Below are 15551 nucleotides of genomic sequence, written 5' to 3'. Positions count from 1 at the left end.
TGCACATTCTATTGTTGAGTGCGCAAAAATAGGAAAAATAGATTAATTATACATATCTTTGTCACGTAAAAGTGTTTTAAGTTCATGATAGATACCAATATATTCCAAAATAAGACAGCCGTTTACTATACGCTGGGATGCAAACTGAACTTCTCGGAAACCTCCACCATCGGCAAGGTGCTGCGAGAAGCAGGCGTGCGCACGGCACGCAAAGGAGAGAAAGCGGATATTTGTGTGGTAAACACCTGTTCGGTGACGGAAGTGGCAGACAAAAAATGCCGTCAGGCCATTCACAAATTGGTGAAACAACATCCGGAAGCCTTTGTCGTAGTGACCGGTTGCTACGCCCAGTTGAAACCCGAGACGGTGGCAAAAATAGAAGGAGTGGACGTTGTGCTCGGTGCCGAACAAAAGAAAGACCTGCTCCACTATTTGGGCAACCTGCAAAAGCATGAAACCGGCGAGGCATACACTTCTGCCTTGAAAGATATCCGTTCCTTTGCCCCATCGTGCTCGCGCGGCGACCGTACCCGTTTCTTCCTGAAAGTGCAGGATGGGTGCGACTATTACTGTTCCTACTGTACCATCCCCTTTGCCCGAGGCAGGAGCCGCAACGGTTCCATAGCCTCTATGGTGGAACAAGCTCGACAAGCAGCAGCCGAAGGCGGAAAGGAAATCGTACTGACAGGTGTCAACATCGGAGATTTCGGCAGGAGCACCGGAGAGAACTTCTTTGACCTTGTGAAAGCTTTAGACCAAGTGAAAAGCATCGAGCGTTACCGCATTTCGTCCATCGAACCGAACCTCCTGACGGATGAGATCATAGAATACGTATCCCGCTCGCAACGGTTCATGCCTCATTTCCATATCCCCCTGCAATCGGGCAGTGACGAAGTGCTGAAAATGATGCGCCGCCGTTACGACACCGCTTTGTTCGCCTCGAAGATAAAGAAGATAAAAGAGATAATGCCCGATGCTTTCATCGGAGTAGACGTGATTGTCGGTACCCGTGGAGAAACAGAAGAGTTTTTCGAACAAGCCTACCGATTCATCGAAGAAATGGATATGACCCAACTCCATGTGTTCAGCTATTCGGAAAGACCGGGAACGCAGGCTTTACATATCGACCACATTGTGACGCCCGAAGAAAAGCATGCCCGGAGCCAACGGCTATTGACGCTTTCGGACGAGAAGACACGAGCTTTCTATGCGCGCTTCATCGGACAGAAAATGCCCGTATTGCCGGAACGTCCCAAACCGGGATTGCCGATGCATGGCTTCACGCCGAACTACATCCGTGTAGAGGTGCCTTACGATGCTTCGCTCGACAATCAAGTAGTGCCGGTGCTTTTGGGAGATTTCAATGAAGATGGCACTGCCCTGCAAGGAACTGTTCTAATCGACAGAAAAATATGAAATCGAGAATACTCTATTGGCTGACCTACGCCGGCATGTGGCTTGTGGCGCTACTGCCTTTCCGAATGCTTTATGTGCTGTCCGACGGGATGTACTTTCTGATGCGCCACATCGTGCGCTACCGCAAGAAGGTGGTCCGTCGCAACCTCAGCCGTTCTTTTCCGGAGAAGTCACAACAGGAGTTGCGTGAGATAGAACGCCGCTTTTATCATTACATCTGCGACTACATGCTGGAAGAAATAAAGACATTGCGCATGTCCTTCGACGACTTAAAACGGAGGATGGTTTACGAAAAAACAGACATCTTTCTTGAGATGATAGAAAAACACGGCGGCATCGTCGTCATGATTCCCCATTATGCCAATTTCGAGTGGCTGATAGGCATGGCCGCCATCATGCACCCAAACGACATTGCCGGACAGGTGTATAAGCCTTTGCGCAACAAGTACATGGACGGGATGTTCAAGCCGATTCGCTCACGCTTCGGAGGACACAACATCCCCAAACATTCCACCGCAAGAGAAATCATCAAGCTCCGCCGCGAAAACAAGCGCATGGCATTGGGGCTGATAACAGACCAATCGCCCAACCGCAGCGAGGCCCACTACTGGACCACGTTTCTTCATCAGGACACCGTATTCATGGACGGTGCCGAGCGGATAGCCAAAATGATGGATTTCCCGGTCTTCTATGCCGAGTTGCAAAAGACCGGACGAGGACACTGCAAGGTTTCCTTCGACCTGATCACCGAGACCCCGAAAGAAATGGCCGACGGCGAAATCACCGAATGCTTTGCCCGCCGCCTGGAGCAGACCATCTGCCGTGAGCCGGCTTATTGGTTCTGGTCGCACAAGCGCTGGAAACTGAAACGTGAAGATGTGATACGACATGGATAAAACAGCAATTGTCATATTAAACTGGAACGGGTGCGAGATGCTCCGTTCCTTTCTTCCCTCCGTCGTGCGCTTCTCTCAAGCGTACGACACCGCAGTATATGTGGCCGACAACAGGTCTACGGACAACTCGATAGAGATGCTTCGGCATGAGTTCCCCTCTGTCCGCCTGATTCTGCTGGAAGAGAATCATGGCTTTGCCGACGGATATAACCTCGCCTTAAAACAGGTTGCGGCAGAATACGTCGTTTTACTCAATTCAGATATAGAAGTAACCGAGCATTGGCTTGCTCCGCTTGTCGCATACATGGATGCCCATCCGGAGGTGGCGGCTTGCCAACCCAAGATACGCAGTTGGCGGCAGAAAGATAAATTCGAGTATGCCGGCGCAGCCGGAGGATTTATCGACCGCTACGGTTATCCTTATTGCCGGGGGCGCATCATGGGAGTGGTTGAGACCGACAATGCTCAATACGATACGGTTCTGCCCATCTTTTGGGCCACGGGTGCCGCCTTGTTCATCCGGTTGGAAGATTATTGGCAGGCGGGCGGTTTGGATGGTCGTTTCTTTGCTCACATGGAAGAGATAGATTTATGTTGGCGCCTTCGCTCACGGGGGCGACAGCTGGTGTGCGTACCCCGGAGTGTGGTTTACCACGTGGGCGGCGCCACCTTGAAGAAAGAGAATCCTCGCAAGACGTTTCTCAATTTTCGTAACAATCTTGTCATGTTATATAAGAATCTGCCCCACGAGGAATTAAAGCCCGTGATGCGCACACGCGCAGTGCTCGATTATATAGCGGCATTAAGTTTTCTCATGAAAGGCCAGATACCCAACGCTTTGGCTGTGCTCCGCGCACGTCGTTCCTATGCCTCCCTGCGTCGGTCGTTCACAGCCTCCCGCGAAGAGAACATGGCAAAAACCATCCTTCCGGTCATACCCGAACGGACAAAAATCAGTATCTTGGCACAGTTTTATGTATATGGAAAGAAACGCTTCTCTCAATTATAAAGAAGAAAAATAATTATCAAAGGCATTGATTTATGGAGAAATTAGTAAGAAAGATTGGATTGGTGGCGCACGACGCCATGAAGAAAGACCTCATAGAGTGGGCGCTCTGGAACTCCGAGCTACTGATGGGGCACAAGTTCTATTGTACGGGAACCACCGGCAGCCTCATCCTTGCCGCACTTAAAGAGAAGCACCCCGATGTGGAGTGGGATTTCACCATTCTCAAATCCGGGCCTTTGGGTGGCGACCAGCAGATGGGTTCGCGTATTGTAGAGGGCGAGATTGACTATCTTTTCTTTTTCACCGACCCGATGACGCTTCAACCGCACGACACGGATGTAAAGGCTTTGACCCGTCTGGCAGGTGTGGAAAACATCGTTTTCTGCTGTAACCGCAGCACGGCCGACCATATCATTTCCAGTCCTCTGTTTCTCGATCCTACCTACGAGCGTACCGTTCCCGACTACACCGGCTATACCAAGCGGTTCGAGAACAAGCCCGTGGTTGCCGAAGCGGTGGAGCAGGCAAAGAAGCGAAAACGGAAAAAGTAGTTGCACGGAGAGGATGCGCACTTCCCCCTCCTCTTCCACCTGATTTTTCTATGCACTTTTACTTACCGAACTTGCTTCATCCTTAAACTTTAATCTCTGTTTGCAGTGTGCGGATATTTGTTCGCACGCTGCGAACGTTTGTCCGCAACTTGCGTTTTTATGTTCGCACGGTGCGAACAGAGATTCATCTTAACTGCGAACAAGTTTACCGTTCGCTACAAACAACTTTATTCCATGTATTCAAGAAGTTTATCCCTTGAGTTCTGCACCTTGAATATAGAGACTTTGCAAAAAAAACATCTGCAACGCTCGTTTATGAACATTGCAGATGATAAAATCGCTTGCCCTTAAGTTTCAGCAGACAGCAATACTTTTGTATGCCTCTATCATTTCACCCCGAACTTACCTTTGATGGTAAGCGAGTCTTGATCCCTGAAGTAGAGCACACCGTCTATTTCGCCTTCAATGATACGGGGCCAGCCCTCTCCATCATATTCCACCGACGTGATATCCACTTTCACGGGTTTGTCGGGACGAGGAGTGAGACAGTACATTTGATCGGAATTACGCCCCAACACACCGTCATAGTCATAATCGTAAAAATAGGCTGACGGGTGATTTATAATATGACGTGCCCCTACTTTCGGATTCATAAGCATGATGGCTACTCCTAACTCGTCTTCTTTCCCTAACTCTCCAAGTTTATTGATACCGATGCAACTCCCTTTGACTCTCGGGTATCTTCCCTCAATATATTCTTTGCAATTCTTTTTCTCTATACGATCTTCCCAACCCTCATTTTCAAAGGAGACGGCTTTCCCATTGATAGTTCCTTCGAAATATCCCCATGTGGCAAGATCTTTTGGGTTGATTTCTTCGTCCTCATGGCAGGAGGAAAACACGAGAATACCAAAGGACAAGCATGCGAGAATGATTGAAATATTCTTCATATCCATTATTATTTATTGTAAGTAAGATAACTTATAGCTATCGTTCCAACTGATATGCAAAAATACACATTTATCAATATCTATGAATATCTCTTGGCAATAAAGTTGCTGCTACCGTACCGTTAAATACGCTATATAGATCGTATAATCCATTACGTTCACCCCTGATGACAGGGTCATAATAGAAGAAAGAAAGCGTACCCAGATCATCGGAATTTAATGTTGTGGTGGTCTCCGCTTCCGAAGTGTTAGTCCTTGTTGTTGAAATGCCATAGCCTAATTTAGCAGCAAGCTTCACCCCGGAAATCTCTGTCCCTGCATCCAAAGAGAAGTCCATCTTACTGGAAAACTCATTCAAAACAGTCGTTTTTTCTTTTATTATTTGGGCATCATCACGTTCTTCTACGAATATATGTATTGCCAATGACTTGGTATATAAATCCCAAGGTAGTGTAAAAACATAGTTATCTTCAGCATGATGGCTTTTGGGGTAATACCATTTAGACCTCAAATTATCCGGATCCACGGAGTAAGTGTTCTTAGAACGCCTGAAAGCAGTGCTGTTCCGGTGATGAACATGTACTTTCTCTATGGAAAACAAATCTTTTGGAGCTACGGAGAATGTAAGTACATGTCCCATTCCTTGACCTTCAATCTCAGAACCAACACATGACTTGAAATGGAATTCAAATTTCCCGTCATTCCATACCCTCTTTATTATTTCTTGGTTGGTCAGAAATCTTTTTCTCTCCGAAGTAGTCTCTAATTTAGGGTCTTTATTTTCTTGGTCTGCAATTCTGCTGAACGCCTCCGGCTGAACCCTGAACCGAAACAGTTCTTCTCTGATGGCTCTGTTCAAATTGCCGGGTTTGTTTTCTCTGGTAATACCATAATAAATATAATCCCTTTGATAGGCTTGAGTCATACCTCTGAATTCTTTCCATGCTTGTACAATATCCGCTTTAAAGATGCTTGGGCTGACTCCCTTAGACAAATCTTCCGTTTTTTCCAATGGCATATCTTTCTCCCAATGACGTGTCACCGGCCTTTCCGTCCGCTTGCTGCCATCGAACGCATCGCTTGCAAACTCGTAGGTTGCTTCTCCCGAGCGGGTATTTACACTTTTCACCCTCATACGCTCATTATTCTTCACCACCAAGCAAGGAAATCCGGGAATTTCCCCTTTCTCCATTCGGCCTATGTTCTCTCCATTCTCATACATGGTGTCGCTCTCGTCATCCCGGCACATCACCACTATTTCGGCATCGTTCACATCCCACTTCTCTGCATTGAAGTCCCAGAAAAGCGTCAAATCCGGAATCAAGATATTCAGCAATAATTGCGACCGCTCAATTTCTATTAGTTCTTTCGGGTCTGTGGTGTAAGAAAGCAGAATGTTCCTGAAGCTTTTACCATCGGCAACAATCTTGTTCTTCACAAGCGGATAAAACACATCGTAATCGTTGTCGAACTGCTTCGTGGCTTCTGCCTTCAGAAACCGACGCACTTCTACACTTCCTGAAGCCGCCTGCGACAATAGTTTCGCAAACCTGACTTGCGCTTCGGCTGTAGTCAACTCCGACGTTTGAGACGCCACATTCTCATCGGCAGGACGAAGACTTTCCTCCTGCGTACATGCAAGCATAAAGAACATGCTTGCAAAAATAAAAATCATCTTTTTCATCTTTTTACATCTATGGTATAATTGATGGGAGAACGAGTGACAGCACGTACTTCCTCCAAATGTTTTTTAACATGTGGCTTTCGTTTTTGCAGGTTTACTACCGCATTCATCGGTGCCACAATCAGTAGCGCTAAAAGAAAGATGAATATCTTTGCCTTCATTTCTGTTTTTATTAATTGGTTTCGGAGGCAAAATTAAAAGAAGGAATTGGGATAACAGCCAAAATAAAATCACACTTCAAAATCGCAACATGCTGATTTACAAAAGAATCACTTTCTCAATAATCACAATATCGTGTTTTCAGTTCTGCATTTTCTCTTTTATGCGATATTTTCTTTGAGCCAGCGCATGTGTATCTATATTCCCAAAGCAGAGGGATATGGCTTGGGAGGAAAATCCCATTTTATCCAAGCACAGATACAACAAGTCTTCTTTGGTCAACTTGCCATACCGGCTCTTTTGCTCCGCTATATAGTCGGCATAAATATCGAAGATGGTTTCCGTCAGTTTTTCCAGCTCATCGCCCGATAAAACGCTCAGTTCTTTCTTATCCGAGACTTTTTGTTCAGAGAGCTTCATTATCTTCTTATATATAGCGCTTTGCTTGAACAGCCAGTTGCGCAAGTTTATTTTCTCGCCTTGTAGCTTTGTGATGCGCGCTTCGCGCTCTTCTATCTCTTTTTGGTTCTGTTCCTTTTCCTGCATCAAGCCACTTTGTTCACGCTGCAACAGCGTAATGATGTGCTGACTCTCTTCGATAGAGTTTTGCAGAATGGAAAGTTCCTTCCGGGTTTGTGCCAACCTTTCCCCATAAACACGCTGCATCCTTTTCCTTTTATTGATGCGTGCGCGAAAAAAGAGTATGATAAGCAAGCAAACAAGAACAAAGCCTGTGATCATATTCCTCAATAGATTCCCGCTTCTTTCTTTTTCGGCATGTATCTTGGTTTGTATGTCATATTTATGAATAAGCTTTTGTATTTCAGTGGAACGGTCTGAGGCATATAAAGAGTCTATCAACGAGACATGCTCTTGCAGATAGGCTATGGCAGTCTTATAGTCTCCCTGCCCTTCTTCGATGTTGGATAAGTCTAATAATGCAGCGGCTCTTCTTCTGATATTTGTACTTTCTTCCAAACTCTTATTGATGTAGTATATGGCAGAATCCGTTCTTTCTTTATCCCAAAAGACTCTTCCTATATGAGCGTAATAATGACTCTGCATTTTACCGCCAAAATACCACTGTAAAGCTATCTGTGCATAATGCAATGCAGTATCCGGTAAATCTCTCCAATAATAATCTACGCTTAGGTTGTGTGCCGACATGGCAATGATGGTGGAATCTTTCGCCATTCGGGCATATTTCAAGGCTTTATGCTTAAGCACAAGTGAAGAATCGTCTTTCTCTATGGCAGAATAGTAAGAAGCAAGGCTGTTCAGCGCTATCGCTTTATCTTTGTATGCCGTACAATATTTATATAGATCCCGATAGGCACGACCGGCTCTTTCATAGAGATTCGCATTATAGTATTCATTGCCCAACGAACTAAGCAGATGCCTATGGGTTTCTGCTTCTTCGGGAAATTTGGCAATGACTTTCAGCCCTTTCAGGAAGAAGTCGACGGCTCTTTCACTTTGATCCATCTCTACTTCCAACCTTCCTTTGTAGAGCAAAGCAAGTGCGCATTCCTTTTCATCGTTGTCATAATAGTCCAAAGCAATGTCCAGCAGCGAGTCACAAGGAAAAAGCGGCTTCTCGCATTTGTCTGTGGCTTGCGCCAACAACAACGCATAACGCGCACTCTCGCTCCGGGATAGTTCTTGCGATGCAGGCAGTACTTGCAGCAGTCGCAGCGCACTGTCGGGTTGTATATTCAATAGTGAGTCGGCCTGTGCGAAGAGTTTTTCCACTTGTTGCCTATCGGACGAGCAGGCGCAGCAAACAAACAAGCACAAAAGCAGCACCGAGTATATTCTGTTTATCATCATCTGTGTATGCGTATAGGATGTAAGGTATAAAAGTTATAGAGAGCGTTGAAGGGTCAGTTCTATACCTGCCGCTTCAATATCCGCCCCCATGGGAGGATTGCGCTTGGCAAGTTTCAAGTGGATTTCTTCTATCAACGGGAAGTTGCGAAACAAGCGGTCGGTAATTCGTCCGCAGACGTGCTCTAACAGCCGGGAAGGTACTGCCATTTCCGCTTTCACGGCTTCGTACACATCGGCGTAGCTGACGGTATCGGCCACATCGTCCGTGTGCATGGCCTGCGTAATGTCTACTTTCAGCCGTAAGTTTACGATGAACTCATTGCCCGAAAGTGTTTCTTGTTCGCCTACTCCGTGATGGGCAAAGAAAAGGAGATTGTCGAGAAAAATATAACCGGACATACGAAGATAGTTGCTTTGCCACAAACTTACGGATATTTCACGGGATAGACAAATATTTACTGTTTGAATATAGCGAGGCACGGAAACACAGGGCTTCTCCCCCTCTGCGTTTCCGTGCCTTCGTATCTCTTCACATTCAAAATCTGCCCGTCTGCCCAATCAGCCCTCTGATCTTTTCATTGAGGCTTTCGGCTTTCATCAGTTGTTCCAACGTCAGATGCATACGCCAGCGCCAGTAGTGCCGCGGATTGGCAGGCACGTTGATTCGCTCTTCGCCCGCATTGGGATTGCGCCACTTTCCGTCCATCGACATCCAGTCTTGCAGGGAGAGAATGCAGAGAATGGAGTTGCTTTCGAGGTGCTTGCGTATCACTTCCTCGCAAAGCTCCGGCGTAGCCACAGAGGGCGCACTGCCATAATGTCCGAGCATGGAGTTGTAGTATCGCTGCGTCTGCTGGAAATCTTCCTCCCACCAACCGCGCAGGGTTGACATGTCGTGTGTGGAGACTGTGCACACCGAACGGTAAGGATACCAATCGGGGTGTCCGAATTCCTGCGTCGGGTCTTTCGGCATGCGCTGTATCTCTAAAGAGAGAATACGCAATTCATTCATTACCCATGCCACACAGTCGGGAATCATGCCCAAATCTTCACCGCATACCAGCATGCGGGTAGATTGTGTCAGCTGCGGCAGTTTCTTCATGGCCTGTTGTCCCCAGAAGTCATTGTGACGATGGTAGTAATATTGGTCGTACAAACGATTGAAGGCTTCTTTCTCCCAGTCGTTCAGTGCACGATAGACGTAATCGTGCTGCACAGCGATACGGGGATGGTATTTATACGGGTCTGTACGGTCGGGCACAAACAATACATTGCTGATAAGGGCGTATAGTCCATCGCGAATCCAAATACTGTCAACATCCGTTTTCCCGACAAAGTAAGCTTCTACTTTACGCTGGGTATCGAACTCAGGACGCATCCGATAGATTTCCCAAACATCCGTCGGTTCAATAAATGTCTGTTTCACATAATCGGCATGGGGGCCGAACATTTGTTCAAGAAAGTACTCGTGGATATAGGGTTTCAAGAAGAGGTCTTCGCGGAAGGCCAATCCGTAACTTTCTATCTCCTCGCGCGTCATGCCCAAGGCAGGAACAAACTGCCCCAACAAGCCGTGCACGGCATGCATCGGTATCTCCCAGATACGGAAGAAACCAAGGATATGGTCTATGCGATAAGCATCGAAGTATTCCGCCATTTTACTGAAGCGTTTCATCCACCATGCATAACCGTCTTTCTCCATTACATCCCAATTATAGGTAGGGAATCCCCAGTTCTGTCCGTTCACCGAGAAATCATCGGGCGGCGCACCGGCTTGACCGTTCAGGTTGAAGTAATGAGGCTCTTTCCATGCCTCCACACTGTTGCGGCTGATGCCGATGGGAATATCGCCTTTCAGCACCACCCCATTGGCACGCGCATGTTCGGTGGCAGCAAGCAATTGCAGGTGCAAATTAAACTGTATATAATAATAGATAGCGATGTGCGGATAGTCGGCAGCTTCAGGCCGGCACAATGTCTCTATCTCTGCAGCATCATAAGTGCTATAACGAGGCCACTCACGGAAGTTAGGAGTCTTGTAAGCATCGCGCAGATAACTGAAAACAGCATACGGACGAAGCCATTCCTTATTAGCCTCATAAAAGTTGCGGAAGGTATCCGAAGCCAATACTTTTTCTCCCTCCTGCTTGAATATGAGACGGAAATAGTCCCATTTCGTTTTATTGACCGCCTCGTAGTCTACAGTGGGCAGGGCATTCAACTCTTTCCGGCGTTTTTCGAATTCGGCCATCTGCTCTTTATCTTTCAACTTTCCCAGTTGTTTCAAGTCGGCGTACATGGGATGGAAAGCATAGATAGAGATGCTGTTATAAGGATAAGAGTCTGTCCAAGTATGCGTCATGGTGGTGTCGTTGATGGGCAAAATCTGTACAGCCTTCTGGTGAGTGGCTACCGCCCAATCAATCATACGCTTCAAATCACCGAAGTCGCCTACACCAAAGCTCTTTTCCGAACGAAGGGAGAATACGGGCACGGCCACCCCCGAACCTTTCCAGGCAGGAAGATTGAAATACACGTAACGATCGCCGATAACCAATGTTTCATTGGCTTCCATCTGCGGATTAGCCACATAGCGATTAGGATTATCCTCCCAAGCCACTACACGACCTTCTTTCTTATTGTATAAAACGAACTTATATTCCAGAGGGAAACTTATCTTGCCGGCATCCAACTCGATTTGCCATTCGGGAAAGTCAATGTCACTCATAAAAACCGCCTTGTCAGGATTCCAATCACCCAATGTTTTTTGGTTTCCACAAAGTGCCAGACAGTGGTCACTATCTATGCAAGGAGCATAGGCCTTTATCAACAAGCCTTTCTTATAAGAACGAGGAGCAGCACTGCGGTCATGGTGCGCCAATAAAGATTCGGTGAATGCGGAGGTGTAAAAATACTGTTGCTCCGGCAAGTTCTTCCAACTCTCTTCTATACGGTACGTCTTCTTCGGATTGTCTGCCACATGCAGGATACGTGGCAGACTATTCCATTCGGAACGTACCGGCTTACCATCCTTGCAGATATGGTAGCTGTACCTGATTGTTTTATCTTCCGGAACCCGGATGTCGAGTTCCGCCGTCCAATGGATACCGTCTACTGTATGCAGAGAGAATGCCTCATCAAACCGATTGCCACCTAATTCCGGAATAGAACCCAGAACTCTGACTTCTTCGCCCCAGTTGGTACGATACTCAATATTAAATGATAGTGTCATATTATATTAGATTTAGAAATAGCAGTAGCTGCAATGATTATGCAAGTATAGGGAATATTACTCATAATCATGCAGCTACTGCGACCTAAGCCTCTCAAAATCCTATGCAAACGTTTGTGTTCCGGTACCGATGAACGGTCGGTAAGAAAAACCGGCACAAAAACACCTCAACACATTCAAACCATCATCCGCAACGGGAAGCACCGCACGTCTTACAGATGAGACAACCTTCCTGATAAACCAATGTTTCGTTGCCACAGTTCGGACACTTCTTGCCCTTGGCTTCCGTTCCATCCTGAATGTATTTCTTCAAGGCACGCTCCACACCATTCTTCCATGTATTGATGTTTTCGCTGTCCAGTTGCAACGAACCTACCAGTTTGATAACCTGCTCGATGGGCATGCGATAACGCAACACTCCGGAAATCAGCTTGGCATAGTTCCAATATTCTTTGTTGAACTTCTCGGACAATCCTTCGATGGTCACTTTATATCCGCGCTTGTTTTCAAACTGGAAGTCGTAGCGCTTGTTTCCGTTCTCATCCACATTCTTGATGATATGCCCGGAGACTACATTCTTCGGCAGAATGATGCCTTCATCGTCATCCAGCACACCGGTAAATATTTCGTAAGGATGATTGTCCAGTAATCCGACGAACGCCACCCACTTTTCTTTATTGTTCTGAAAACGTACAACATCAGCATCCAATATTCTGGGACGCGTTTCAACAACCGTAGGCGGCTTGCATGGAGGCAGATCGGCTTTCTTATCCTTCTTGGTAGAGATGAGCACACCCGAACGCGAGCCGTCACGATAAACCGTACAGCCCTTGCAACCGGATTTCCATGCTTCTACATACAATCTGTTCACTAATTCCTCATCCACATCGTTAGGCAAATTGATGGTCACACTGATGGAGTGATCCACCCATTTCTGGATACGTCCCTGCATCTTTACCTTCATCAGCCAGTCCACATCGTTGGAAGTTGCTTTATAGTAAGGAGATTTCTCCACCAAAGCGTCAACCTCCTCCTGCGTATAACGCCGGGCCGGGTTGTAACCTTGTGCCTCCATCCAAGTTACGAATTTCGGGTGGAAAACGATATACTCTTCAAAAGCGTCACCGGTTTCATCGATAAAATCCACATGTACATTCGTGTCGTTCGGGTTCACCTTGCGACGGCGTTTATATACAGGCAAGAACACGGGTTCAATGCCCGAAGTAGTCTGTGTCATCAAACTGGTCGTCCCGGTCGGAGCAATGGTAAGGCAAGCGATGTTACGACGCCCGTATTTCTTCATCTCCTCGTACATCTCAGGATCGGCCTCACGCAGACGGTTGATGAACGGGTTGTTTTTCTCACGCTCCGTATCATAAATATCAAAGGCACCTCTTTCCTTTGCCATCCGGACAGACGAACGGTAAGCGCTAAGCGCCACGGTCTTGTGCACTTTCTCAGAGAACTCAGTAGCCTCCTCTGTGCCATAGCGCAAGCCCAAGGCTGCAAGCATGTCACCCTCGGCAGTGATGCCTACACCCGTACGACGTCCTTGACCACTCTTCTTGTATATTTTCTGCCAAAGCGTACGTTCGGTTTGCTTCACGTCATTTCCTTCGGGATCGCCATCTATCTTCTGCATGATGCGCTCAATCTTTTCCAGCTCAAGGTCGATAATGTCATCCATAATGCGCTGAGCCAGCTCTACATGTTTCTTGAAGAGCTCAAAGTCAAAATAAGCATTGGGCTTGAACGGATTGACCACATAAGAATAAAGGTTGATGGCAAGCAGCCGGCACGAGTCATACGGACATAACGGGATTTCACCGCAAGGATTGGTAGACACCGTACGATAGCCCAAATCGGCATAACAATCAGGAACCGACTCTCTCAGAATAGTATCCCAAAAGAGCACGCCCGGCTCTGCGGATTTCCATGCGTTATGCACGATCTTCTTCCACAAGGCAGACGCATCGATATTTTTCTTCACTATCGGTTCGGTAGCATCGATCGGATATTGCTGGATATACGGTTGGTTGTCAACAGCAGCTTGCATGAAGTCGTCGGTCAGCTTCACCGACACATTGGCGCCGGTCACCTTGCCTTCGGTCATTTTGGCATCGATAAATGCTTCCGAGTCGGGGTGCTTGATGGATACACTCAGCATCAAAGCACCGCGCCGGCCGTCCTGTGCCACTTCGCGCGTTGAGTTGGAATAGCGTTCCATAAAAGGAACCAGACCGGTAGACGTCAATGCCGAGTTCTTCACCGGAGAGCCTTTCGGACGGATGTGCGACAAATCGTGCCCTACACCGCCGCGACGTTTCATCAACTGAACCTGCTCTTCGTCGATTTTGAAGATGGCTCCATAGGAGTCGGCCTCACCGTCCACACCGATAACAAAACAGTTGGAAAGGGAGGCAACCTGATAGTTGTTGCCGATTCCTGTCATCGGACTTCCTTGAGGGACAATGTATTTAAAACGGTCGAGCAAATTAAAAAGTTCCTCCGAACTCAGTGGATTGGGATACTTCGCTTCTATGCGAGCCACTTCATTGGCTATTCTCCAATGCATGTCTTCCGGAGACTTTTCGTAAATATTACCGAAAGAATCTTTGACTGCGTATTTGTTTACCCAAACTCTGGCAGCCAACTCGTCGCCTTGAAAGTATCGTAACGATTCTTTGTAGGCCTCGTCATAAGAATAAATTTTCTTTTCCACGATGCTGTTTCTCTAAGATTTAGTTGTAAATAAGTAAATTTGTAGAAGTCGTACTTATCGTTAACAAATGTGTTTGCAAATCTATGAATGTTTTTCCATCTTACAAAATAAAAATATCACTTTTTATATCAAGAATGCAAGTTTTCCAAAACAAACAGATAAAATACTTATCAACAACATATTAGCAAAAACAAAACAGGGAAAAAGTTTTCCCAAAAGGAAAACCCAGAGCACCTCTCAAAACACAAAGCTCATCAATTTCATATAAGAGAGGGCAAATATTTTAGAAGCACCAATACATTTTATCCTCCGTTTACATTATCTTTGCAGAAAAAGAGAGAAGAGAATGGAAAACATGAAACAACGGAGAACAATCCGAAAATACCAACAGAAAGATATTTCTGCTGATTTGTTAAATGATTTGCTCGAAACCTCTTTCCGGGCTTCTACGGTCGGAAACATGCAGGTTTACAGTGTGATTGTAACGCACGATGCAGAGCGTAAAGCAAAGCTGGCTCCCGCCCATTTTAATCAACCCATGGTACAAACGGCACCGGTGGTACTTACATTCTGCATTGATTTACGCCGTTTCAGCAAGTGGTGCCGGCAGCGCAATGCCGAACCGGGATATGACAACTTCGAATGGTTTGTGACAGGAGCTATCGACGCACTGTTAGTGGCACAAACATTTTGTGTGGCTGCCGAAGAGAAAGGGCTGGGCATCTGCTATTTGGGCACTACAACGTATAATCCTCAGATGATTGTCGAAGCATTGGAATTACCCGAACTGGTCTTTCCGATTACCACCGTCACAGTGGGATGGCCTGCCGAATTGCCGGCACAAGCAGACCGCCTGCCTTTGGAAGCAATCGTGCACGAAGAGGTCTATCATGACTATACTGCCGAAGACATCAACCGGTTGTATGCTCATAAAGAATCGCTTCCCGAAAATCGGCAGTTTGTGCAGGAGAACAACAAGGAAACGCTGGCTCAGGTCTTTACCGATGTGCGTTATACAAAGAGAGACAACGAAGCCATGTCGAAAATTTTATGGGAGACAATGAAAAAGCAGGGTTTTTGAAGCCCTGCTTACTTTTTTTCT

Annotated in this window: 12 protein-coding genes; 5 read left to right on the top strand and 7 right to left on the bottom strand. The window is 46.6% G+C overall.

The window, feature by feature from the left end:
• The first annotated feature begins 84 nt into the window (after positions 1-84).
• Genes mtaB through EV202_RS12120 form a run of 4 tightly spaced genes read left to right on the top strand, consistent with a single transcriptional unit; the run spans position 85 to position 3872 of the window.
• Positions 85-1416, top strand: a complete 1332-nt coding sequence (gene mtaB / locus EV202_RS12135) for a tRNA (N(6)-L-threonylcarbamoyladenosine(37)-C(2))-methylthiotransferase MtaB (RefSeq protein WP_131927240.1) — start codon at positions 85-87, stop codon at positions 1414-1416.
• The gene (locus tag EV202_RS12130; RefSeq protein WP_131927239.1) at positions 1413-2312 is read left to right on the top strand and encodes a lysophospholipid acyltransferase family protein; all 900 of its coding nucleotides are present in this window, start codon (positions 1413-1415) and stop codon (positions 2310-2312) included. Before mtaB ends, EV202_RS12130 begins: the two co-directional genes overlap by 4 nt.
• On the top strand, positions 2305-3321 hold the full coding sequence (locus tag EV202_RS12125; RefSeq protein WP_106070372.1) for a glycosyltransferase family 2 protein: 1017 nt from the start codon (positions 2305-2307) through the stop codon (positions 3319-3321). Before EV202_RS12130 ends, EV202_RS12125 begins: the two co-directional genes overlap by 8 nt.
• A gap of 32 nt (positions 3322-3353) precedes the next feature.
• Positions 3354-3872, top strand: coding sequence for a methylglyoxal synthase (locus tag EV202_RS12120; RefSeq protein WP_106068091.1), 519 nt, complete (start codon positions 3354-3356; stop codon positions 3870-3872).
• Between the two features lie 386 nt (positions 3873-4258).
• Here EV202_RS12120 and EV202_RS12115 read toward each other — a convergent pair whose 3' ends face one another.
• The 7 genes from EV202_RS12115 to EV202_RS12090 all read right to left on the bottom strand — a co-directional run bounded on the left by EV202_RS12115 (position 4259) and on the right by EV202_RS12090 (position 14449).
• Complete coding sequence (locus tag EV202_RS12115) at positions 4259-4822, bottom strand: DUF5025 domain-containing protein (protein ID WP_164996196.1); 564 nt, start codon at positions 4820-4822, stop codon at positions 4259-4261.
• 73 nt (positions 4823-4895) lie between these two features.
• Positions 4896-6506, bottom strand: a complete 1611-nt coding sequence (locus EV202_RS12110; RefSeq protein WP_106068089.1) for a hypothetical protein — start codon at positions 6504-6506, stop codon at positions 4896-4898.
• Positions 6503-6667 (bottom strand): hypothetical protein, encoded by a 165-nt coding sequence (locus tag EV202_RS15095; RefSeq protein WP_165899426.1) that lies wholly within the window; start codon positions 6665-6667, stop codon positions 6503-6505. The genes EV202_RS12110 and EV202_RS15095 overlap by 4 nt, the downstream gene beginning before the upstream one ends.
• Positions 6668-6806: 139 nt before the next feature.
• Positions 6807-8495, bottom strand: coding sequence for a tetratricopeptide repeat protein (locus EV202_RS12105; protein WP_131927238.1), 1689 nt, complete (start codon positions 8493-8495; stop codon positions 6807-6809).
• 33 nt (positions 8496-8528) lie between these two features.
• Positions 8529-8894 carry a dihydroneopterin aldolase gene (gene folB, locus EV202_RS12100; protein WP_106070371.1) on the bottom strand — a complete coding sequence of 122 codons (366 nt, stop codon included), beginning with the start codon at positions 8892-8894 and terminating at the stop codon, positions 8529-8531.
• Positions 8895-9030: 136 nt separating this feature from the next.
• Positions 9031-11727 carry a 4-alpha-glucanotransferase gene (locus tag EV202_RS12095; protein WP_131927237.1) on the bottom strand — a complete coding sequence of 899 codons (2697 nt, stop codon included), beginning with the start codon at positions 11725-11727 and terminating at the stop codon, positions 9031-9033.
• Between the two features lie 184 nt (positions 11728-11911).
• The gene (locus EV202_RS12090; RefSeq protein ID WP_131927236.1) at positions 11912-14449 is read right to left on the bottom strand and encodes an adenosylcobalamin-dependent ribonucleoside-diphosphate reductase; all 2538 of its coding nucleotides are present in this window, start codon (positions 14447-14449) and stop codon (positions 11912-11914) included.
• A 346-nt stretch (positions 14450-14795) separates the two neighbouring features.
• Here EV202_RS12090 and EV202_RS12085 point away from each other — a divergent pair, with 346 nt between their 5' ends.
• A complete protein-coding gene (locus EV202_RS12085; protein WP_131927235.1) occupies positions 14796-15530 on the top strand; it encodes an NADPH-dependent oxidoreductase in 735 nt (244 codons plus the stop codon).
• The last annotated feature ends 21 nt before the right edge of the window (positions 15531-15551 follow it).

Origin of the sequence: Prevotella heparinolytica, assembly GCF_004342845.1 — a bacterium.
Lineage (GTDB): Bacteria > Bacteroidota > Bacteroidia > Bacteroidales > Bacteroidaceae > Bacteroides > Bacteroides heparinolyticus.
The sequence above is the reverse complement of the archived record's forward strand: the minus strand, read 5'-3'. Positions and strand labels throughout refer to the sequence as shown.